The sequence below is a fragment of the Mycobacterium sp. MOTT36Y genome (genome assembly GCF_000262165.1).
GTDB lineage: Bacteria > Actinomycetota > Actinomycetes > Mycobacteriales > Mycobacteriaceae > Mycobacterium > Mycobacterium intracellulare.
In genome coordinates this window covers 2,615,884-2,630,766 of the sequence record NC_017904.1, presented here as the reverse complement: position 1 = coordinate 2,630,766, position 14,883 = coordinate 2,615,884, and the positions used below count along the sequence as shown (strand labels likewise).

The following is a 14,883-nucleotide window of genomic DNA, read 5'->3' as shown; positions in this document are numbered from 1 at the left end:
TCAGATCTGGCGGTGCTGCAGCCGCGCGATGATCCAGAACGGCAGCGCCACGAAAACCGTTCCCCCGATGAGGTTGCCGACGGTGGTGATGCCGATGTTGGTGAGCAAGCCGTGCGCACCGAATCCCCAGCCGATCGCGCCGCGGGGCGCGGTCGGATGGAAGAGGTTGAGCAACAACGGAAGACCGAGGAATCCGACATTGGCGATCACGTGCTGGGTGCCGCCGATCACGAATGCGAACGGGCCATAGAACGCGAACGTCATCCTCGCGACGTCGCTGCGGGCCTTGAAGAACATGCACATCGAGGTCTGCAGGAACCACGTGCAGACGACGGCGAGCAGGAGCGCGGTCCAGAAGGGCTGGCCCGCCTTGAGGGTACCGACGGTCGCGGCGCGCTCGGCAAAGGCGCCCAGGTAGGGACCGCCGGCCGCGGCGCAAATGGTGACGAATACCAGTGCGCCGGCGATGTTTCCGACGAGTCCGACGGTCACCAGGAGGGCGTAGTTACCGACGCTGAGCGTGCGTTTGAGCACGGCGAGGAAACCGGCGGCCATGTCCGCGGTGATCAGCGACATGCCCGACACCAGGATGAGGACGAAGGACATGCCGAACGCCAGGCCCATCAACAGGCTCGCCACCCCGGGCGTCTTGACGCCGGTACTGACCACCAGGGCCAGCAGTGCCCCGAACGCCACCATCACGCCACCGACCAGGGAGCGCATCAGAAAGGCCCACGGATGCGCGGCTTTTTCCACTGCCATGGCCGCTACCCGCTCCACCATCGCTCCCACCGTCAGCGGCTCGAAGGGATCCTCGGGCGCGCGGTCGGTGGTGACGACGCCGGTGGGCAACGCGGTGACCGTGCCCGCCGTTGCCGAGCTCGGCAGCGGCTGCGCTGGAGCGTTGATGGTCATCCGTGTTCGCCTTTCCGTAAGGTGTTGATCGCGTGGAGGACTCCAGAGACGTGGTCCTCGGTGAGGCGCTCGCCGTCGAAGACGTGGCTGAGCAGGATCTTGAGGTCGAGCATCTGTTGCAGGTAGACCAGGCACGGGGGGCATTCGTCGAGGTGCTTGGCCACGATCGGTCCCCATTGCCGCGGGTCGGAGTCGACGAGGTCGTCGACCAGGCGGACGAAGTCGACGCAATCGATGGCGGGGACGGTGTTGTCGTGAACGGTCATCGTTGATACCGCTTTTCCAGTTCGTTTCGGAGATTTCCGCGGGCGCGGTACAGCAGCGCCCGCTGCGCCTCGGCGGTCAGATCGAGGAGCTCGGCCGCCTCGTCGGCGGGGGCGCCGACGATGTCGCGCAGGATGACCAGTTGCCGTTGCCGCTCGGGCAAGGCGTCCAGCGCCGCACGGACGTACCCGACGAGTTCGCTTTGGACCGTGTGATCTTCCGGCAGAAAGCGCCGCGACGGCGGCTCGCGCCAGTGTCCGGCGTCGGGGTGGCCGTCGGGGTGCATGCGGCCCGACAGGGGGTCAGCATCCGCGGTCGCCAGCATCTCGTGATGACGGATCCGCGATTCCCGGCGCCGGTGGCGCGACGCGGTGTGCTTGACAATCCCGAACAGCCAGGTGCTCACCGACGAGCGCCCCTGGAACGAATCCGGCGATTGCAGCACCTGCACCCACGCCTCCTGCACGGCTTCTTCGGCGACGGCCGGCGAATCCACCATGGTCCGGGCGAAATTCACCATGGGGCGGTGGTAGTCGCGCACCAGGCTGGCCAGCGGAACCCCGCCGACCAGCCGTGGTGGTCGGGTGCCCTCCGGGGGCACCGCCACCGGGGTCACCATCGGTCCATGCTCAGGCGCATCGGGCCAACTCCCAGCGCAGCTGGCCCTCGGACGGCGACTGGACGGGGATGAACGCGGCCTCCCGGTAGCGGCGACTCACCGAGGTCCGGCTCACATATCCCTTCCCACCGGCGGTTCGCATCTCCAAATCAGTGCTGGCGCTGGATAATTCGGCCGCGGTGAGCCTCAGCGACAGCAGCTTCTTCTTGGCCGGCGACCGGGGGCCGCCCACCGCGGCGGCCAAGTGGGCCAACGTCGCCTCGGCGTCGGTGAGCCTCTCGGAGACGCGGTCGACGTCGGTGCCGAACACCGCGTTGACACCGCCGAGCCCCAGCCTGGCCTGCTCAATTGCCGCCCTGGCCAGTCCCAGACACATCGCCGACTGCAGCACAAGGAAAGTCGGGCGGACCGCGTGCAAAAAGCCTTCGAAGTCGCGCGACAGCACCTGGCCGTCGGGCACGTGAGCGGCGTCCAGGTTCAGATACGACGAGGCCGTGCTCCCCATGGCCAACAGCTCGAAGTGCTCACCCAGGAGCACCCCGGGTGTGTCCAACGTCAACGCGACGATCAATCTCTCGCCGGCATCGGTGCGCACCGCCGTCACCATGGTCGAGTCGGGATAGAGGTTGCTGGCCCACCTGATCGGGCCGGACACCCGGTAGCCACCGGCCACCGGTGTGGCGGTCAACTCCACGCTGCCACAGCCCGCGGCCTCTTTGAACGCCGCGGCCATGCCGGTGACTCCCAGCACGGTTCCCGAAAGCAGCCGGTCGGCTGCGGCCGCGCCGAACGGTGTTGCGGCCGTGAGCAAATACTCGACCGCCATGCGATGGGCCCACAGCGAAAAGCCTGTGCTCATGCACGTCCCCGAGATCAACCGGATCACCTCGGCCATCGCCGGGAGCCGGCCGTCGGCGTTGGCCGGGGCGCCGATGCCGAGCAGACCGGCCTCCCCCAGCGCGGTGAAGCTGCGGCGGGACCGGTGCTCGCCGCCGTCCAATGCCGCGGCGTGGGCCCGAATGTCTTCCAACAGGCCGACATCCAGCCGGCCGGCCGCGGGATCCAGGGTCGCCGTCATTTCGCCACCTCCTGCGCCGGCTCGGCGGAGTGTTGCCACGCGTAATCGAGGAACTTGCCGTCGAATGTGACGACGACTCTGTCGCCCTGGGGGTGCGGACGGCGCTGCACGCTGAGCTGAAAGTTGATCGCGCTCATGATGCCGTCCCCGAATTCTTCATGGATGAGTTCTTTGATCGCCGGACCGTAGACCGCCAGCGCCTCGTGGAACCGGTAGATCGTCGGATCTTTCGCTATGGTCGCATCGGATCCCCGGTGCGGCATCATTTGCAGAACGGCCACCGCCTCCTCGTCGAGGCCGAGGAGCGACGCCACCGCCCGGGCGTCGCCGGCCGAGAGCGGATGCTGCCCGAGCAGCGCGGCGACGGTCCATGCCGGGTCCTTGCCGATGGTTTCGGCGATTTTCGCCCAGCTCAGTCCGTGCTTGACGCGGGCGAGCCTGATCGTCTCGGCAAGGTCGGATTTGGTCAATGTCTTTGCCATGGTTATGGTTTGAGGTCGCGATGCTTATCCGGTGCGCAGCGTCGATTCGAGGCTCACCGGGTTGCGAAACGTGTTCACGACCGGCGACCACGCGATGGCGTTGTCGTGGATCTCCTTGAGCGTGGCTTCGTCGGCGTCGCCGGCGAGGCTCACCGTGCAACGGACCTCGCTGAACCCGAGGCGCTTTCGTTCGGGGGTGTCCCCCACGCCCCACACCGCGGAGATGTCGATGTCGCCTTCCATCTCGACCTCGATTTTGGTGAGGGTCACGCCACGATGTGTGGCGTTGGCCAACAGTCCCACGGACACGCATGAGCCCAGCGCGGCCAGGGCGGTTTCGGAGGGGTTGGGTGCCGAGTCGTCGCCGAGCAGCGCGGGCGGCTCCCCCACCAGCATCGGCGCCAGGTCGCGGACGTAGGTCATGTTGCGAAATCCGGTCTCACACACCGTCTTGGCCTTGAGCGTTTTCTTGCCGCTCTCGGGGTTGGCCTTGGCGTTACACGACAGCCGGTCGAGGCCTTCGGCGTCGATGACGAGCGCGTCGGTCATGGGTGTTCTCCGTTTCTCGCTGATTGTGCGGTTTCACGGAGTTAGTGTTTGGCGGGCGCCGATGCGTGACGGCGGGTGGGATTGATTTACCCGCGCGCCACGAAACGTCACATGGGTGAAACGCGGCGGCGCTCAGCGCCGCCACGGCGCGGCGAAGTTTGCTCAGCGGAACAGGCTTTGCCCGATGTAGTGGCCTTCAGCGGGCGCGGGAGGAACCGCGAAGATAGCTGATCCGATGTGGCGGATGTATTCGTTGAGTAGGTCGTGGGCGCCCAGGCGGTTCTGCAGGCGGATAAAATCTTGCGGATCGTTTTGGTAGGAGATGAACAGCAGACCGGCATTGAGTTGGCCGTTGGCGTCCAGACCGTCCGTGTAGTTGTAGGACCGCCGGCGGATCATGATGCCGTCGTTGTTTTCGCGGGCGGCCAGGCCGACGTGGGACATCGGATCGATGAGCGGGTTGCCGTCGGTGCCCTTGGCGGTGAAGTCGGGTGTATCGAATTCGGCCTTGCCGCTCAGCGGTGCGCCTTCGTCCTTGGTTCGGCCGAAGATCCTCTGCTGGTTGCCGATCCGGTCGACGTCCCATGTTTCGAGCAGCATCCGGATCTTGCGGACGACCTGGTAGGTCCCGCCGTTCATCCAGGGCTGGTCGCTGTTATCGACCCAGACGAATTTGTGGTATTCGGCGTCGGTGGCGACATTGCGGGTTCCGTCTTTGAATCCCAACAGGTTTCGCGGCGTGTGCTGGCCCGGACCTGCTGAGGCGCGGCCGAATCCCAGCACCGCCCAGAACGGGGAGACGATGTTGCGTCCGAGCCGGGCCAAGTTGCGCACGGCGTGGTAGCAGACCTGGGGGTCGTCGGCGCACGCCTGCACGGACAGGTCGCCGCCGTGTAGGCGGGGATCGAGGTTATCCCCGTTGAGCGGTGGCAGGTCGGTGAATCCGGTGGGGCGTCGCGCGGCCAGTCCGAATCGGTCACCGAACAGTGCCGGGCCCAGGCCGATGGTGACGGTCAGGCTGGCCGGGCTCAGCCCGTAAGCCTCCCCCGTGTCGGCGGGTGGCTGCACATCGACCTGCGGCTGCACGGTACCGACCGGCTTCCCGTGCTGCAGGATCGCGGCCGCGGCCGACCATCGCGCCAACAGGGTTTGCAGCTCGGCGCGGCCGGCGCCGGCGGCCAGGGAGAACGACATGAACATGGCGTAACGCTGTGGTGGGGTGTCGATTCCGCCCTGGTGCGTCTGCCCGTAGAACGGGTAACTGCGACGCAGGTCGACGGTGTCGTCGTCGCCGCCGCGCTGTCCGGCCGTCATCGCGTGCCCGGCGAGGCCTCCCCCGACGGCGCCGAGGGCCGCGCCGCCGAGCCCGGCCAGCATGGCGCCACCGAGCGCGCGCCGGCGCGACACCGCTGCCGAGTCCGGCCGTGCCCCAATGCCGTCCGGGCCGTCGTCGGCCAAACCGGTGGTGTCGTCGGTCACGATCAGCCGCCCGCGACGACTTTTTGGGCGACGGTGGACAGGCTCTGATGGAGCGGCTGGATGACCGCGGTCAGCTTGGGCGCATCGCTGGCCTTCAGCGCGGGGGTGTAGGTCCGGTAGCCGCCCAGGGCGGTGGGGTCGCGGTACCCGTCGAGCGTGGCGAGCACGTTGCGAAACTGCTGATCGATCTGCTTGACGAGATTGGCGTCGATTCTGTCCAGGCCCGGGCGCAACGACGCGTACGCCTGCTGGGCGCCTTCGACGTTGCCCGAAAAGTCCATCAGGTCAATGTGACTGAACGCCTCTTCCTCGCCGGTGATCTTGGTGTTCTGGATCTCTTCGATCAGGTCGCTGGCGCCGTTGGCCAAGTCCTCGGGTTTATACGTCAGGGTGGTGACGATGCCGTTCAATTTGCCGACGTTGCCGACCAATTCGGTGCTGAACGCCTTCGTTGCGGGGGTGATCGCCCCGCCCTGCCACAGGTCACGCTCGATGGCGTGGAAACCCTTCCACCCGACCTTGGCGTCGACCGGGGTGGACTCCCGCATGTCGATCAGATAGTCGAGGCTGCCGGCATTGTCACCGACCGCATAGCCTGGCAGCACGAAGCCCTCGACGGTGGACTCCGAACGCTCCCAGAACAACCGGGCTTTGGCGTAGGACGTCTTCGCGGCGTCGAGATTGCCCGACTGCACCGCGGCGTCGAGGACCTTCACGCCGTCGTTGAGTTGGGCGATCTGATTGACGACGTAGGCCGCGTAGTCCTTGGTGCCCTGGCTGAGGATGCTGGCCACGGTGCCCGTCGGCGTCGCCGGCGCGGTACCTGTCACCGTCAGGGTCTGGTATTCGGTGCTCGCCCCCGGGCAATAGAGCTGGTAGGCGCCGCCGTCCAGCGTGACGGTGAACGACACCGGGTCCAGGCCCGGCGCAAGGTTCTCCTTCTCGCCGATAATCCGCTGGTCCCTGAGCAACTCGACTTCGCTGATCCCGGGGGCGTTCGTGTTGGCCACCGTGAAGGTCACCGGGCCGGCGGGCACGGTGGCGGTGTCCAGCGCGCAGCCGTCCTTGCCGGCGTCGTTGGTCATGGTGACCTTGACGGCGCTGGTGCCACCCGGCCTCGGTTGCGTCGCGGGGCCCGAGTTAGTGCCCGGGTGGCTGCAGCCGGTCGTAGCCGACAGCATGCCGGCTACCAAAGCCGTTGCCGCCAAACGCATCTCAAAGGTGTGGTGCCTCGCGGTACGCTTCACCATCAATCGTTCCCTCTCGTGTGGCCGGCGTGCCGGCGCCGCATCGAGGCTATAGCGCCGAGACCGCAGAGCAGGGCGAAACCGCCGAGCGCCAACGGAAGCCAGACATTCCAGAGCTGCCGGTCCGCGCGATTGCGTCCGCTCGTGGCGATCTCGGCCGCGGTCGAGTGGTCTTCGGCGCAGGACGTGGACCAGTCGGTCGCCAGGCCGCCCAGACTGACGGTCTTGGCGCCGGTCAGCCCGCCGCCGGTCAAGATCGCCGTGCGGTTGCTTGTCGCTTGCGCACTTACCACGACATCACCCCGGGCGAGCACCGTGTACACCGTGGTCGTCGACCATTGACCCTGAAACGGCCCTGGAGTGCGGCCGACCCCGAGACCAACGGGCAGCCGACCCCCCGTCATGCTCAGCAACTGATCCAGCGTGACCTCTGGCGCACCATCGGCACCGGCGGCCTCGGAAGCCTGCCATACCTGTACCGGCAAGCCGTCCACGGTTTGGTGGTCCGCCGGGACGAGCACGATGCTGTGGACGGTCGCGGCGCCCGCGGGGGCCACGGTCAGCTCGCGTCCGTGCGGCCCGGTCCCCATCGACACCGCGGAGGTGTGGCCCGAACGGTCGGTGACGGTGCGCGGCCGCGCGTTCGGCGACGAGCCACCGGCGGGCGCCATGATCGCCAGCCCTGCCGCCGCGACGAGCAGCAGTGTCGAGGCGGTCGCCAGCAGCCGGCTCCGGGCTCGCGGGGCGGCGGCGACGCCGGCGGGCCACAGGAACACGATGAGCACCGGCACGGTATACAGCAGCCAGCCCAGCACCTCGATCAGGCGCGGGTCGGCGGGGATGCCGGATACGCCGGCGGTCACCGCGCCCAGGACGGAATTGCTCGGTATCCACCCGGACAGGTCGAGCACCTGCTGCTGGCCGATGCTCACCCAGCCCGCCTCGTGTGCGGTGCGCAGGGCGCCCACCACCAGCCCGGCGGCGATCAGCACCAAGAACACCCCGGTCACTCGGAAGAATCGGCCGAGGTTGAGTCGCACGCCACCGAAGTACAGGCCCACGCCGAGCCCGATCGCCGCCGCGATACCCGCGGCGCCGCCGAGCAGGGCGAACCACCGGTTCCCGTGCGACGTCTCGGCGGCGGCCAGCAGGAACACCGACGTCTCGAAGCCCTCCTTGAGAACGGCGAGAAACGCCATCGCGGCCAGCGCCAGCGCGCCGCCACGATGGACCGCCCGCCCGGCGTCGCGCTCGAGTTCGCCCTTGAGCTGCGCGGCGTTGCCGTTCATCCAAATGATCATCGACGTCACGAACACCACGGCGATGGCGTTGATGACGGTTTCCATCATCTCTTGCTGGACCTGCGGCAGGCTCGCGGCGAACAGGTCGAGGCCGACACCCACCGCGACGCTGAGCACCACGGCCGAGGCCACACCGGCGAACATCGGCCGGATCGTCTGGCCGTTGCGCTTGAGGAAGGCGGCGACGATGCTCACGATGAGCGAAGCCTCGAGGCCTTCGCGGAGGCCGATGAGGAACGTGCCTACAAATACGCCGAATACGCCCTGCATGCGCCCTGTTTCTGTCCCGCCGATCTGCGGCTTAGCGTAGCCGACCCGAAAGGCTCCTGGCGGCCTGGCCATTCGGGCGCCGAGGTCAGCGGGCCGGCTGCGTCACGAAGTCGATGAGTTCCTCGACCCGGCTGATCAGCGCCGGCTCCAGATCGTTCCAGTCGCGTACCCGCGAACGGATATGCCGCCACGCCCGGGCGATGTCGGCCTGATCGGCGTGCGGCAGGCGCAGCGCCTGGCACGCGCCGTGTTTCCAGTCCACCTGCCGCGGCACGTCCGGCCAGGCGGCCAGCCCCAGCCGCTGCGGCTTCACGGCCTGCCAGATGTCGACGTAGGGGTGACCGACGACGAGGGTGTCGGCGCCGCCCGGGCCCCGCCGCACCGCGTCGGCGATGCGGGCTTCCTTGGAGCCGGTGACGAGGTGGTCGACGAGCACTCCGAGACGCCGCCCCGGCCCGGGAGCGAATTCGGCGACGATGTCCACCAAATCGTCGACGCCGCCGAGTTGCTCGACGACGACGCCTTCGATCTTCAAGTCCTCGCCCCACACCTGGGCGATGAGTTCGGCGTCGTGACGGCCCTCGACATAGATTCGGCTGGCGCGGGCGACCCGTGCCCGGGCACCGGGCACCGCGACCGAGCCCGACGCCGTCCTGGTCGCGGCGGCGGGCGCCGCCCGTCGAGGCGCGGTGAGGATGACGGGGCGGCCTTCGAGCAAATACCCAGGGCCCAAAGGAAAGCCGCGCACATGGCCTCGTCGGTCTTCCAGGTCCACCCGACCGTATTCGACGCGCACCACCGCGCCGACGTAGCCGGTTTCGACGTCCTCGACAACCAGGCCCAGGTCGGCCGGGTGTTCGGTCGAGCGCGGCTTGCGTCGCCCCGCGGCCAACACATCGCTCCCATAACGATCCACCACGCGGCAATCCTAGAAAGCCTTGCGCCCAAACAGTGTTACGGCGCGCCAGGGTGTGGCGATAGTCGGCAAGATCACTCTGGGGGCACCAGCGCGGGCACGCCGCAAAAACATGCGTTTAACTGTGTGGCGTTACCTGGCTGATCGCGTCGGCGATGGTACGTTGCTAGCTAAGGCAAGCACTGCCGCTCATGCGCAACTTGCGGCGGTTAGCGAGGTGGACGTATGGACTTGTCGCATTGGGTGACAAGCATTGTCGCGTTTGTGCGGGCCGGCTACCCCACCGGCATGCCGGCCCCCGGTCACGTGCCGTTGGTGGCGTTGACGCGCCGACGACTCTGCGGCCACGACATCAGCGCCATCGCAAGCGATCTCATCGCGCGTCGCGTCTGGCCGATCAGCCCGATCGACATCGGGGTGGAGATCACCCGGATCACCAACCAGCTGCCGACACCCGAGGACGTCGAGCGTGTCCAGCGTCGCGTTCATGTGATGCGATGCTCGCGCGGGTAGCCGCGTCCGAATTCAGCGCCCTCATGTTGTTTTAGGCACCGGGCCGCCGCACGCGGCGAGATAGTCGGCGTAGTTCCAGGTCTGCAGAAACTGTTGGCCCGCTTGCAATCCTCGTCGGTAAAGGGCCTCACGCTGCTGCACGGTGATGTCGAAGTCGATCGGGCTGACTTCGTCGGCGGCCACGAAGACGGTGCGCCGGACGGTGCAGGGATCGTCGATGTAGGCGTTGTCCTGGTTACTCACCAGCGTCTCTATCGCGGCGAACCCCAACGACACCGGGCCGTGGACGGGATGCGTGGGCGGGATGCCGGGACGTGCCGACAGCCGGATTCCGAATGTGGGCCACCGTGGTTGGCCATCCGGCCGGTCGAACAACTGCACCGGAAAGTCCGACAGCAATCCGCCGTCCACCCATGTGGCGCCGGCGACCCGAACCGGTTCGAACACGTACGGGATGGCCGACGACGCGTGGACCGCGCGCGCGACCGAAAAGTCATCGGGGTCGATGCCATACGTGCTGAGGTCCCAGGGGATTCGCACCAGCCGGCGCCGTGACAGGTCGCTGGCCGTCACCACCAGGGACCACGCGAACTGTTCGGGCTGTTCGCCGGTGCGCAGGTCGCCGAACGTCCGCACGCCCAGATCACCGAGCAGCCCGGCGAGCAGCTGCTCGAGATAGGCCCCCCGATACACACCGTCCGACGTCAGCAGGGACAGGGCGCCGCCGATCAGCGGAACCCGCCCGATCAGGTTGCGGTCGAGGAACTTCCGGTAATCGATGGAGCGCATGATGTCGGCCAACCGGCTGATCGGCTCACCGGCGACCTGCAGGGCGGCCACCAGCGAGGCGACGATCGCGCCCGCGCTGCTTCCCGCGACCCGGGGAAACCGGTACCCGGCCTGGTCGAGCGCGTCCACCGCTCCCACCAGTCCGATCCCCCGGACACCGCCGCCTTCGCACACCAGGTCGGCACGCACGTCACTCACTGCCACCAGCCTAGCCGGACCGGGCGGGGCTGTCCCGGCGCGGCACGCCGAAAACCGCGAGCACGATCAACACAGTCGGCGACCATCCACGCCGAAGAAATGCACGTGTCCCGGCTCCGGGTGCAGGCGCACCCTGCTGCCCCTTGCCGGTGGATTGCGTCCGTCGGCGCGCGCCACGATCGGCGCATCGATGACCTTGCCGGAGCCGGTGATTCGCCCGTACAGGTAGGCGTCCGCACCCAGTTCTTCCACCACGTCGACCTCCATTTCGACACCGAGGCCGCCCACCTCGAAGTGTTCGGGACGGACCCCGACGACGACCTCCCCCGCGGCACCGGCGATCTCCCGCGGCACCGCGACGGGCCAATCACCAAGCGACACGGCGGAATCCACAAGCGGCAGGGTGAACAAATTCATTGCCGGCGACCCGATGAAACCCGCCACAAAGACGTTGGCCGGGTTTCGGTAGAGCTCCCGGGGCGGGGCGAACTGCTGTAGCACGCCGTCGCGCAGCACGGCGACGCGGTCACCCATGGTCATCGCCTCGACCTGATCGTGGGTGACGTAGACGGTGGTCGTACCCAGCCGCCGTTGCAATGCGGCGATCTGGTTGCGGGTCTGCACCCGCAGTTTCGCATCGAGATTGGACAGCGGTTCGTCCATCAGGAACACCTGCGGCCGGCGCACGATCGCGCGCCCCATCGCCACTCGCTGACGCTGGCCGCCGGACAGGTCCTTCGGTTTGCGATCGAGATACGGTTGCAGGTCAAGCAATTTCGCCGCGTCCAATACCCGTTCACGGATCTGCGCCTTCGGGGTTTTGGCGATCTTCATGGCAAAGCCCATGTTCTCGGCCACCGTCATGTGCGGGTAGAGCGCATAGTTCTGAAAGACCATCGCGACGTCGCGGTTCTTGGGATCGACACGGGTGACGTCTCGGTCACCGATCCGAATGCGTCCGGAGTCCACGGTTTCCAGCCCGGCCACCATCCGCAGCGAGGTGGTCTTGCCGCATCCGGATGGCCCCACCAGAACGACGAACTCGCCGTCGCCGACAACGAGATCCAGGTTGTCCAGCGCCGGGCGATCCGCTCCGGGATAGCGCCGCGTCGCCTGCTCGAAGCTCACCGAGGCCACGATCAGCCACCCATCCCCGTGACCGCGATGCCGCGGACAAACGAGCGTTGCGCGAACGCGTAGATGACGACCAACGGCAGCATGATGAGTATCGAGGTTGCCATCAGGACCGGCCACCGGGCAACGTATTCACCCTTCATCCGGACCAGCCCCAGCGTCAGCGTGGCCAGGCTGTTGCGCTGAATCATCAACAACGGCCAGAGAAAATCGTTCCAGACGTTGACCCAGGTGAGCACCGCGAGCACCATGACCGCCGGCCGGGCGTGGGGCAGCAGGATGCGCCAATAGACCTGCCATGGCGAACAACCGTCGAGTATCGCCGCCTCCTCCAGATCGGTCGGTAGGGTCCGGAAGAATTGCCGCATCAGGTACGTGCCGAACGCGCTACCGAAGAAGCCCGGCACGATCATTGCCCACGGAGTGTCGACCCATCCCAGGGTCCGCATGACGAGGAACTGCGGGATCACCGTCACCGTCAACGGCACCATCAACGTACCCAAATACATTACGAACAGCGCGTCGCGGCCGCGGAAATCCAGTCGCGCGAACGCATATCCGGCCAGCGAGCAAAAGAACACGTGCCCCGCGGTGACGCACCCCGCGTACAGCACGGTGTTGAAGAACATCCGCCCGAACGGCAGCAGCGCGAACACTTCGGTGTAGTTGGACCACCGCGGGTGCGCCGGCAGCAGGGTGGGCTCGCTGACCTCGCCTTCGGTTTTCAGCGAGCCCGACACCGCCCACGCGATCGGGAACAGCGCGCACCAGGCGATGCCGAGCAGCGCGGCATAGACCATGCCGCCGCGCAAGGCGGTGCGCCTGACGACCCCCTCACTTAAGCCCACGCGAAGTCTCCAAAGAACGTCGATGGCTCACTTTCAACTGCACGACGGTCAGCACCAGCAGGACGGCGAACATCACCCACGCCAGCGCGGACGCGTATCCGAACTCGAGGAACGAAAACGCGTGCTGGAACAGCATGATGCCCAGGACGTAGGTCGCCGATTCCGGTCCGCCGTTGGCGCCGGTGAGGACGTAGACCATGTCGAACGCCTGAAAGGCATGGATGACCGAGATGATGACCACAAACGAGATCGATCCTCGGATCAACGGCACCGTGATCGAGACGAATTGCCTTATCTCGCTTGCCCCGTCGATTTTGGCCGCCTCGTACACCGTCTCCGGGACGCCCTGCATCGCGGCCAACAAGACGACGGCGGCAAACGGTACGCTGCGCCACACGCTGACGATGCACAGCGAGACCATGGCCCAGTGGGGCTCGACCAACCATGGGACGGGGCCGAGCCCCACCCAGCCGAGCATGATGTTCAGCAAGCCGTTGTCGGTGTTGAAAACGAACTGCCACACGACCGCCATGACCACCGACGAGATGGCCAATGGGAGGAAGACAATGGTGCGGAAAATGCCGATGCCCCTGGCTTTCTGGTTCAGCACACCGGCGACAACCAAACTGATGACGACCGTGGGCACCACGGTCCCCAGGGTGAAGATCACCGTGTTGCGGATCGCGATCAGGAACAGCGGATCCGCGGTGAACAGCTCCCCGAAGTTCTTCAGCCCCACGAATTTCGGCGGTGTGAACACGTCCCACCGCTGAAAGCTCATGTACAGCGAGAAGCCCAGCGGAAAGAGCATGAACAGGGCGACGGCCACCAAATTGGGAGCGACGAACAGCCGGCCCGCCCACGCGTGGCGGCGCCATGGGCTCGGGTTTTCCGGGACCGTTGCGCCCGCCTTCGGCGCAGGGGTGGCCGCGCCACCCGAATGAATCGCGGTCATGGGCTGCGTAGCACTTCGTCGACGGAGCGGGACAGGCCGGCCAAGGACGTGGCCGGTTGGCGTCCGCGCAGGACGGGGCCAAAGTTGCGGTCGATCAACGCATTCACCTTCTCCCAGGCCGGGGTGATCGGCAGACCCTGCGAATACGCCGGGCCCTCGGTGAGCACGCTGAGATTGCCGATCCGCCGATGGGCGTTGGCGAATCCTTCCGAATTGAGCGCCGACCGCAGCACGGGAACGAACAGGCAGGATTCACCGATCAGCGCCTGGCCGACCGGACCCGTCGCGAATTTCACGAACTCCCAGGCCTGCTCCTTGCGTGGACTGGTCGACGAGATGCCCAGCCCGGTGGCGCCGATGTCCGAACACGCCGCACGCCCGTTGGCGAGCGCCGGGCCGACCGGCAACGGCGCGACATCGAAATCGAGGTCCTCGGCGCGAAGGTAGGTCTGGTAGCGCCAGTGCCCGCCCAGCGCGATCGCCGCCCGTCCCACCGCGAACAGGTTGGGGGTGGACATCGACTGCGTCTCCGATGCATTGGGCGCGACCCGGTGTTCGTTGGCCAGGTCGGCGTAGAACTGCACCGCCTCCTGGAAGGCGGCATCATCGAAATTGAGGTGGGTCGGATTCAGCCGCGGGTTGGACCAGGGGACGCCGTTGTTCATCGCGAACAGTCCCGCCGAGTAGGTCGACACCCAGGTGTTGACGAAGCCATACTGCGCCGCCCGCCCGGAGGCGTCGCGCTTGGTCAGCGCGCGGGCGGTGTCCAGGAATCCGCTGAAATCCCAGGGCCGTTGCCACGTGGTGGGCGGGGCGGGCACCCCAGCGTCGGCGAACAGCCGCTTGTTGTAGAACAGGTAGTTTCCCGACCATTGTTCGGGAAAGGCGAACTGGCTTCCGTTGAACGCAAACGTCTCATACAGCGCCGGGATGCTGTCCGCCTTGAGCTGCTGGGCGAACGCTTTGTCCCGCGCCAACAGAGGATTCAGATCCAGCAGCACACCGCGGTCGGCGAGTTCCGCGTAGGACAGTTCCCACGTCATCAGCACGTCGGGGCATTTGCCGCCGACACAGAACGTCGAAAGCTGTTGCATGACGCCCGGCCCGGACAGCACCGCACGCACCTTGATGTCGGGGTGGCGGCGCGCGAACTCGTCGATGATGCGCATCCTCGCCTCTCGCTCGTCCGGATTGGCCGCGAAGAAGAAGGTCAGCGCGTCGTCGTCGGGAGCGCAGCCGGCGGACCACGGTGCCAGCGCGATGGCGGACAGCGCGCCGGCGCCCCGCAGCAGGCTGCGCCGTCCGAACGGCTTGTCGAGCATGGCT

16 protein-coding genes are annotated in these 14,883 nt (G+C 67.0%); 1 reads left to right on the top strand and 15 read right to left on the bottom strand.

What is annotated here, in order from left to right:
* The 10 genes from W7S_RS12030 to W7S_RS11985 form a co-directional block, all read right to left on the bottom strand.
* Entirely contained in the window at positions 1–915 is a 915-nt protein-coding gene (locus W7S_RS12030) for a formate/nitrite transporter family protein (protein ID WP_008256477.1), read from the bottom strand.
* Positions 912–1,181: a hypothetical protein gene (locus W7S_RS12025; RefSeq protein WP_008256475.1), complete on the bottom strand. Its 270-nt coding sequence runs from the start codon at positions 1,179–1,181 to the stop codon at positions 912–914. Before W7S_RS12025 ends, W7S_RS12030 begins: the two co-directional genes overlap by 4 nt.
* Positions 1,178–1,798 carry an RNA polymerase sigma factor gene (locus W7S_RS12020; RefSeq protein ID WP_008256474.1) on the bottom strand — a complete coding sequence of 207 codons (621 nt, stop codon included), beginning with the start codon at positions 1,796–1,798 and terminating at the stop codon, positions 1,178–1,180. The genes W7S_RS12025 and W7S_RS12020 overlap by 4 nt, the downstream gene beginning before the upstream one ends.
* Before the next feature lie 10 nt (positions 1,799–1,808).
* Positions 1,809–2,876, bottom strand: a complete 1,068-nt coding sequence (locus W7S_RS12015) for an acyl-CoA dehydrogenase family protein (protein ID WP_008256472.1) — start codon at positions 2,874–2,876, stop codon at positions 1,809–1,811.
* Positions 2,873–3,358 carry a cyanase gene (gene cynS / locus W7S_RS12010; protein WP_014711577.1) on the bottom strand — a complete coding sequence of 162 codons (486 nt, stop codon included), beginning with the start codon at positions 3,356–3,358 and terminating at the stop codon, positions 2,873–2,875. Before cynS ends, W7S_RS12015 begins: the two co-directional genes overlap by 4 nt.
* Positions 3,359–3,382: 24 nt before the next feature.
* Entirely contained in the window at positions 3,383–3,907 is a 525-nt protein-coding gene (locus tag W7S_RS12005) for an OsmC family protein (RefSeq protein WP_008256466.1), read from the bottom strand.
* Positions 3,908–4,069: 162 nt separating this feature from the next.
* Entirely contained in the window at positions 4,070–5,386 is a 1,317-nt protein-coding gene (efeB, locus tag W7S_RS12000; RefSeq protein ID WP_008256463.1) for an iron uptake transporter deferrochelatase/peroxidase subunit, read from the bottom strand.
* Positions 5,387–5,388: 2 nt separating this feature from the next.
* Positions 5,389–6,567 carry an iron uptake system protein EfeO gene (gene efeO, locus W7S_RS11995; protein ID WP_170320562.1) on the bottom strand — a complete coding sequence of 393 codons (1,179 nt, stop codon included), beginning with the start codon at positions 6,565–6,567 and terminating at the stop codon, positions 5,389–5,391.
* A 68-nt stretch (positions 6,568–6,635) separates the two neighbouring features.
* Positions 6,636–8,204 (bottom strand): iron uptake transporter permease EfeU, encoded by a 1,569-nt coding sequence (efeU, locus tag W7S_RS11990; protein WP_008256458.1) that lies wholly within the window; start codon positions 8,202–8,204, stop codon positions 6,636–6,638.
* 85 nt (positions 8,205–8,289) lie between these two features.
* Entirely contained in the window at positions 8,290–9,123 is an 834-nt protein-coding gene (locus tag W7S_RS11985; protein ID WP_014711576.1) for a DUF3097 family protein, read from the bottom strand.
* Positions 9,124–9,345: 222 nt separating this feature from the next.
* Between W7S_RS11985 and W7S_RS11980 the strand changes: the two genes are divergently transcribed.
* A complete protein-coding gene (locus W7S_RS11980; protein WP_008256440.1) occupies positions 9,346–9,633 on the top strand; it encodes a DUF3349 domain-containing protein in 288 nt (95 codons plus the stop codon).
* Positions 9,634–9,654: 21 nt separating this feature from the next.
* Here the strand turns inward: W7S_RS11980 and W7S_RS11975 are convergent, their stop codons facing one another.
* From W7S_RS11975 to W7S_RS11955, 5 genes are all read right to left on the bottom strand, one after another.
* The gene (locus tag W7S_RS11975; protein ID WP_014711575.1) at positions 9,655–10,620 is read right to left on the bottom strand and encodes a patatin-like phospholipase family protein; all 966 of its coding nucleotides are present in this window, start codon (positions 10,618–10,620) and stop codon (positions 9,655–9,657) included.
* 66 nt (positions 10,621–10,686) lie between these two features.
* Positions 10,687–11,757, bottom strand: a complete 1,071-nt coding sequence (locus W7S_RS11970; RefSeq protein ID WP_008256437.1) for an ABC transporter ATP-binding protein — start codon at positions 11,755–11,757, stop codon at positions 10,687–10,689.
* A 2-nt stretch (positions 11,758–11,759) separates the two neighbouring features.
* A complete protein-coding gene (locus W7S_RS11965; RefSeq protein ID WP_014711574.1) occupies positions 11,760–12,554 on the bottom strand; it encodes a carbohydrate ABC transporter permease in 795 nt (264 codons plus the stop codon).
* A gap of 34 nt (positions 12,555–12,588) precedes the next feature.
* Positions 12,589–13,557, bottom strand: a complete 969-nt coding sequence (locus W7S_RS11960; RefSeq protein WP_008256432.1) for a carbohydrate ABC transporter permease — start codon at positions 13,555–13,557, stop codon at positions 12,589–12,591.
* Positions 13,554–14,879, bottom strand: a complete 1,326-nt coding sequence (locus W7S_RS11955) for a sugar ABC transporter substrate-binding protein (protein ID WP_008256430.1) — start codon at positions 14,877–14,879, stop codon at positions 13,554–13,556. Before W7S_RS11955 ends, W7S_RS11960 begins: the two co-directional genes overlap by 4 nt.
* Positions 14,880–14,883 lie beyond the last annotated feature (4 nt).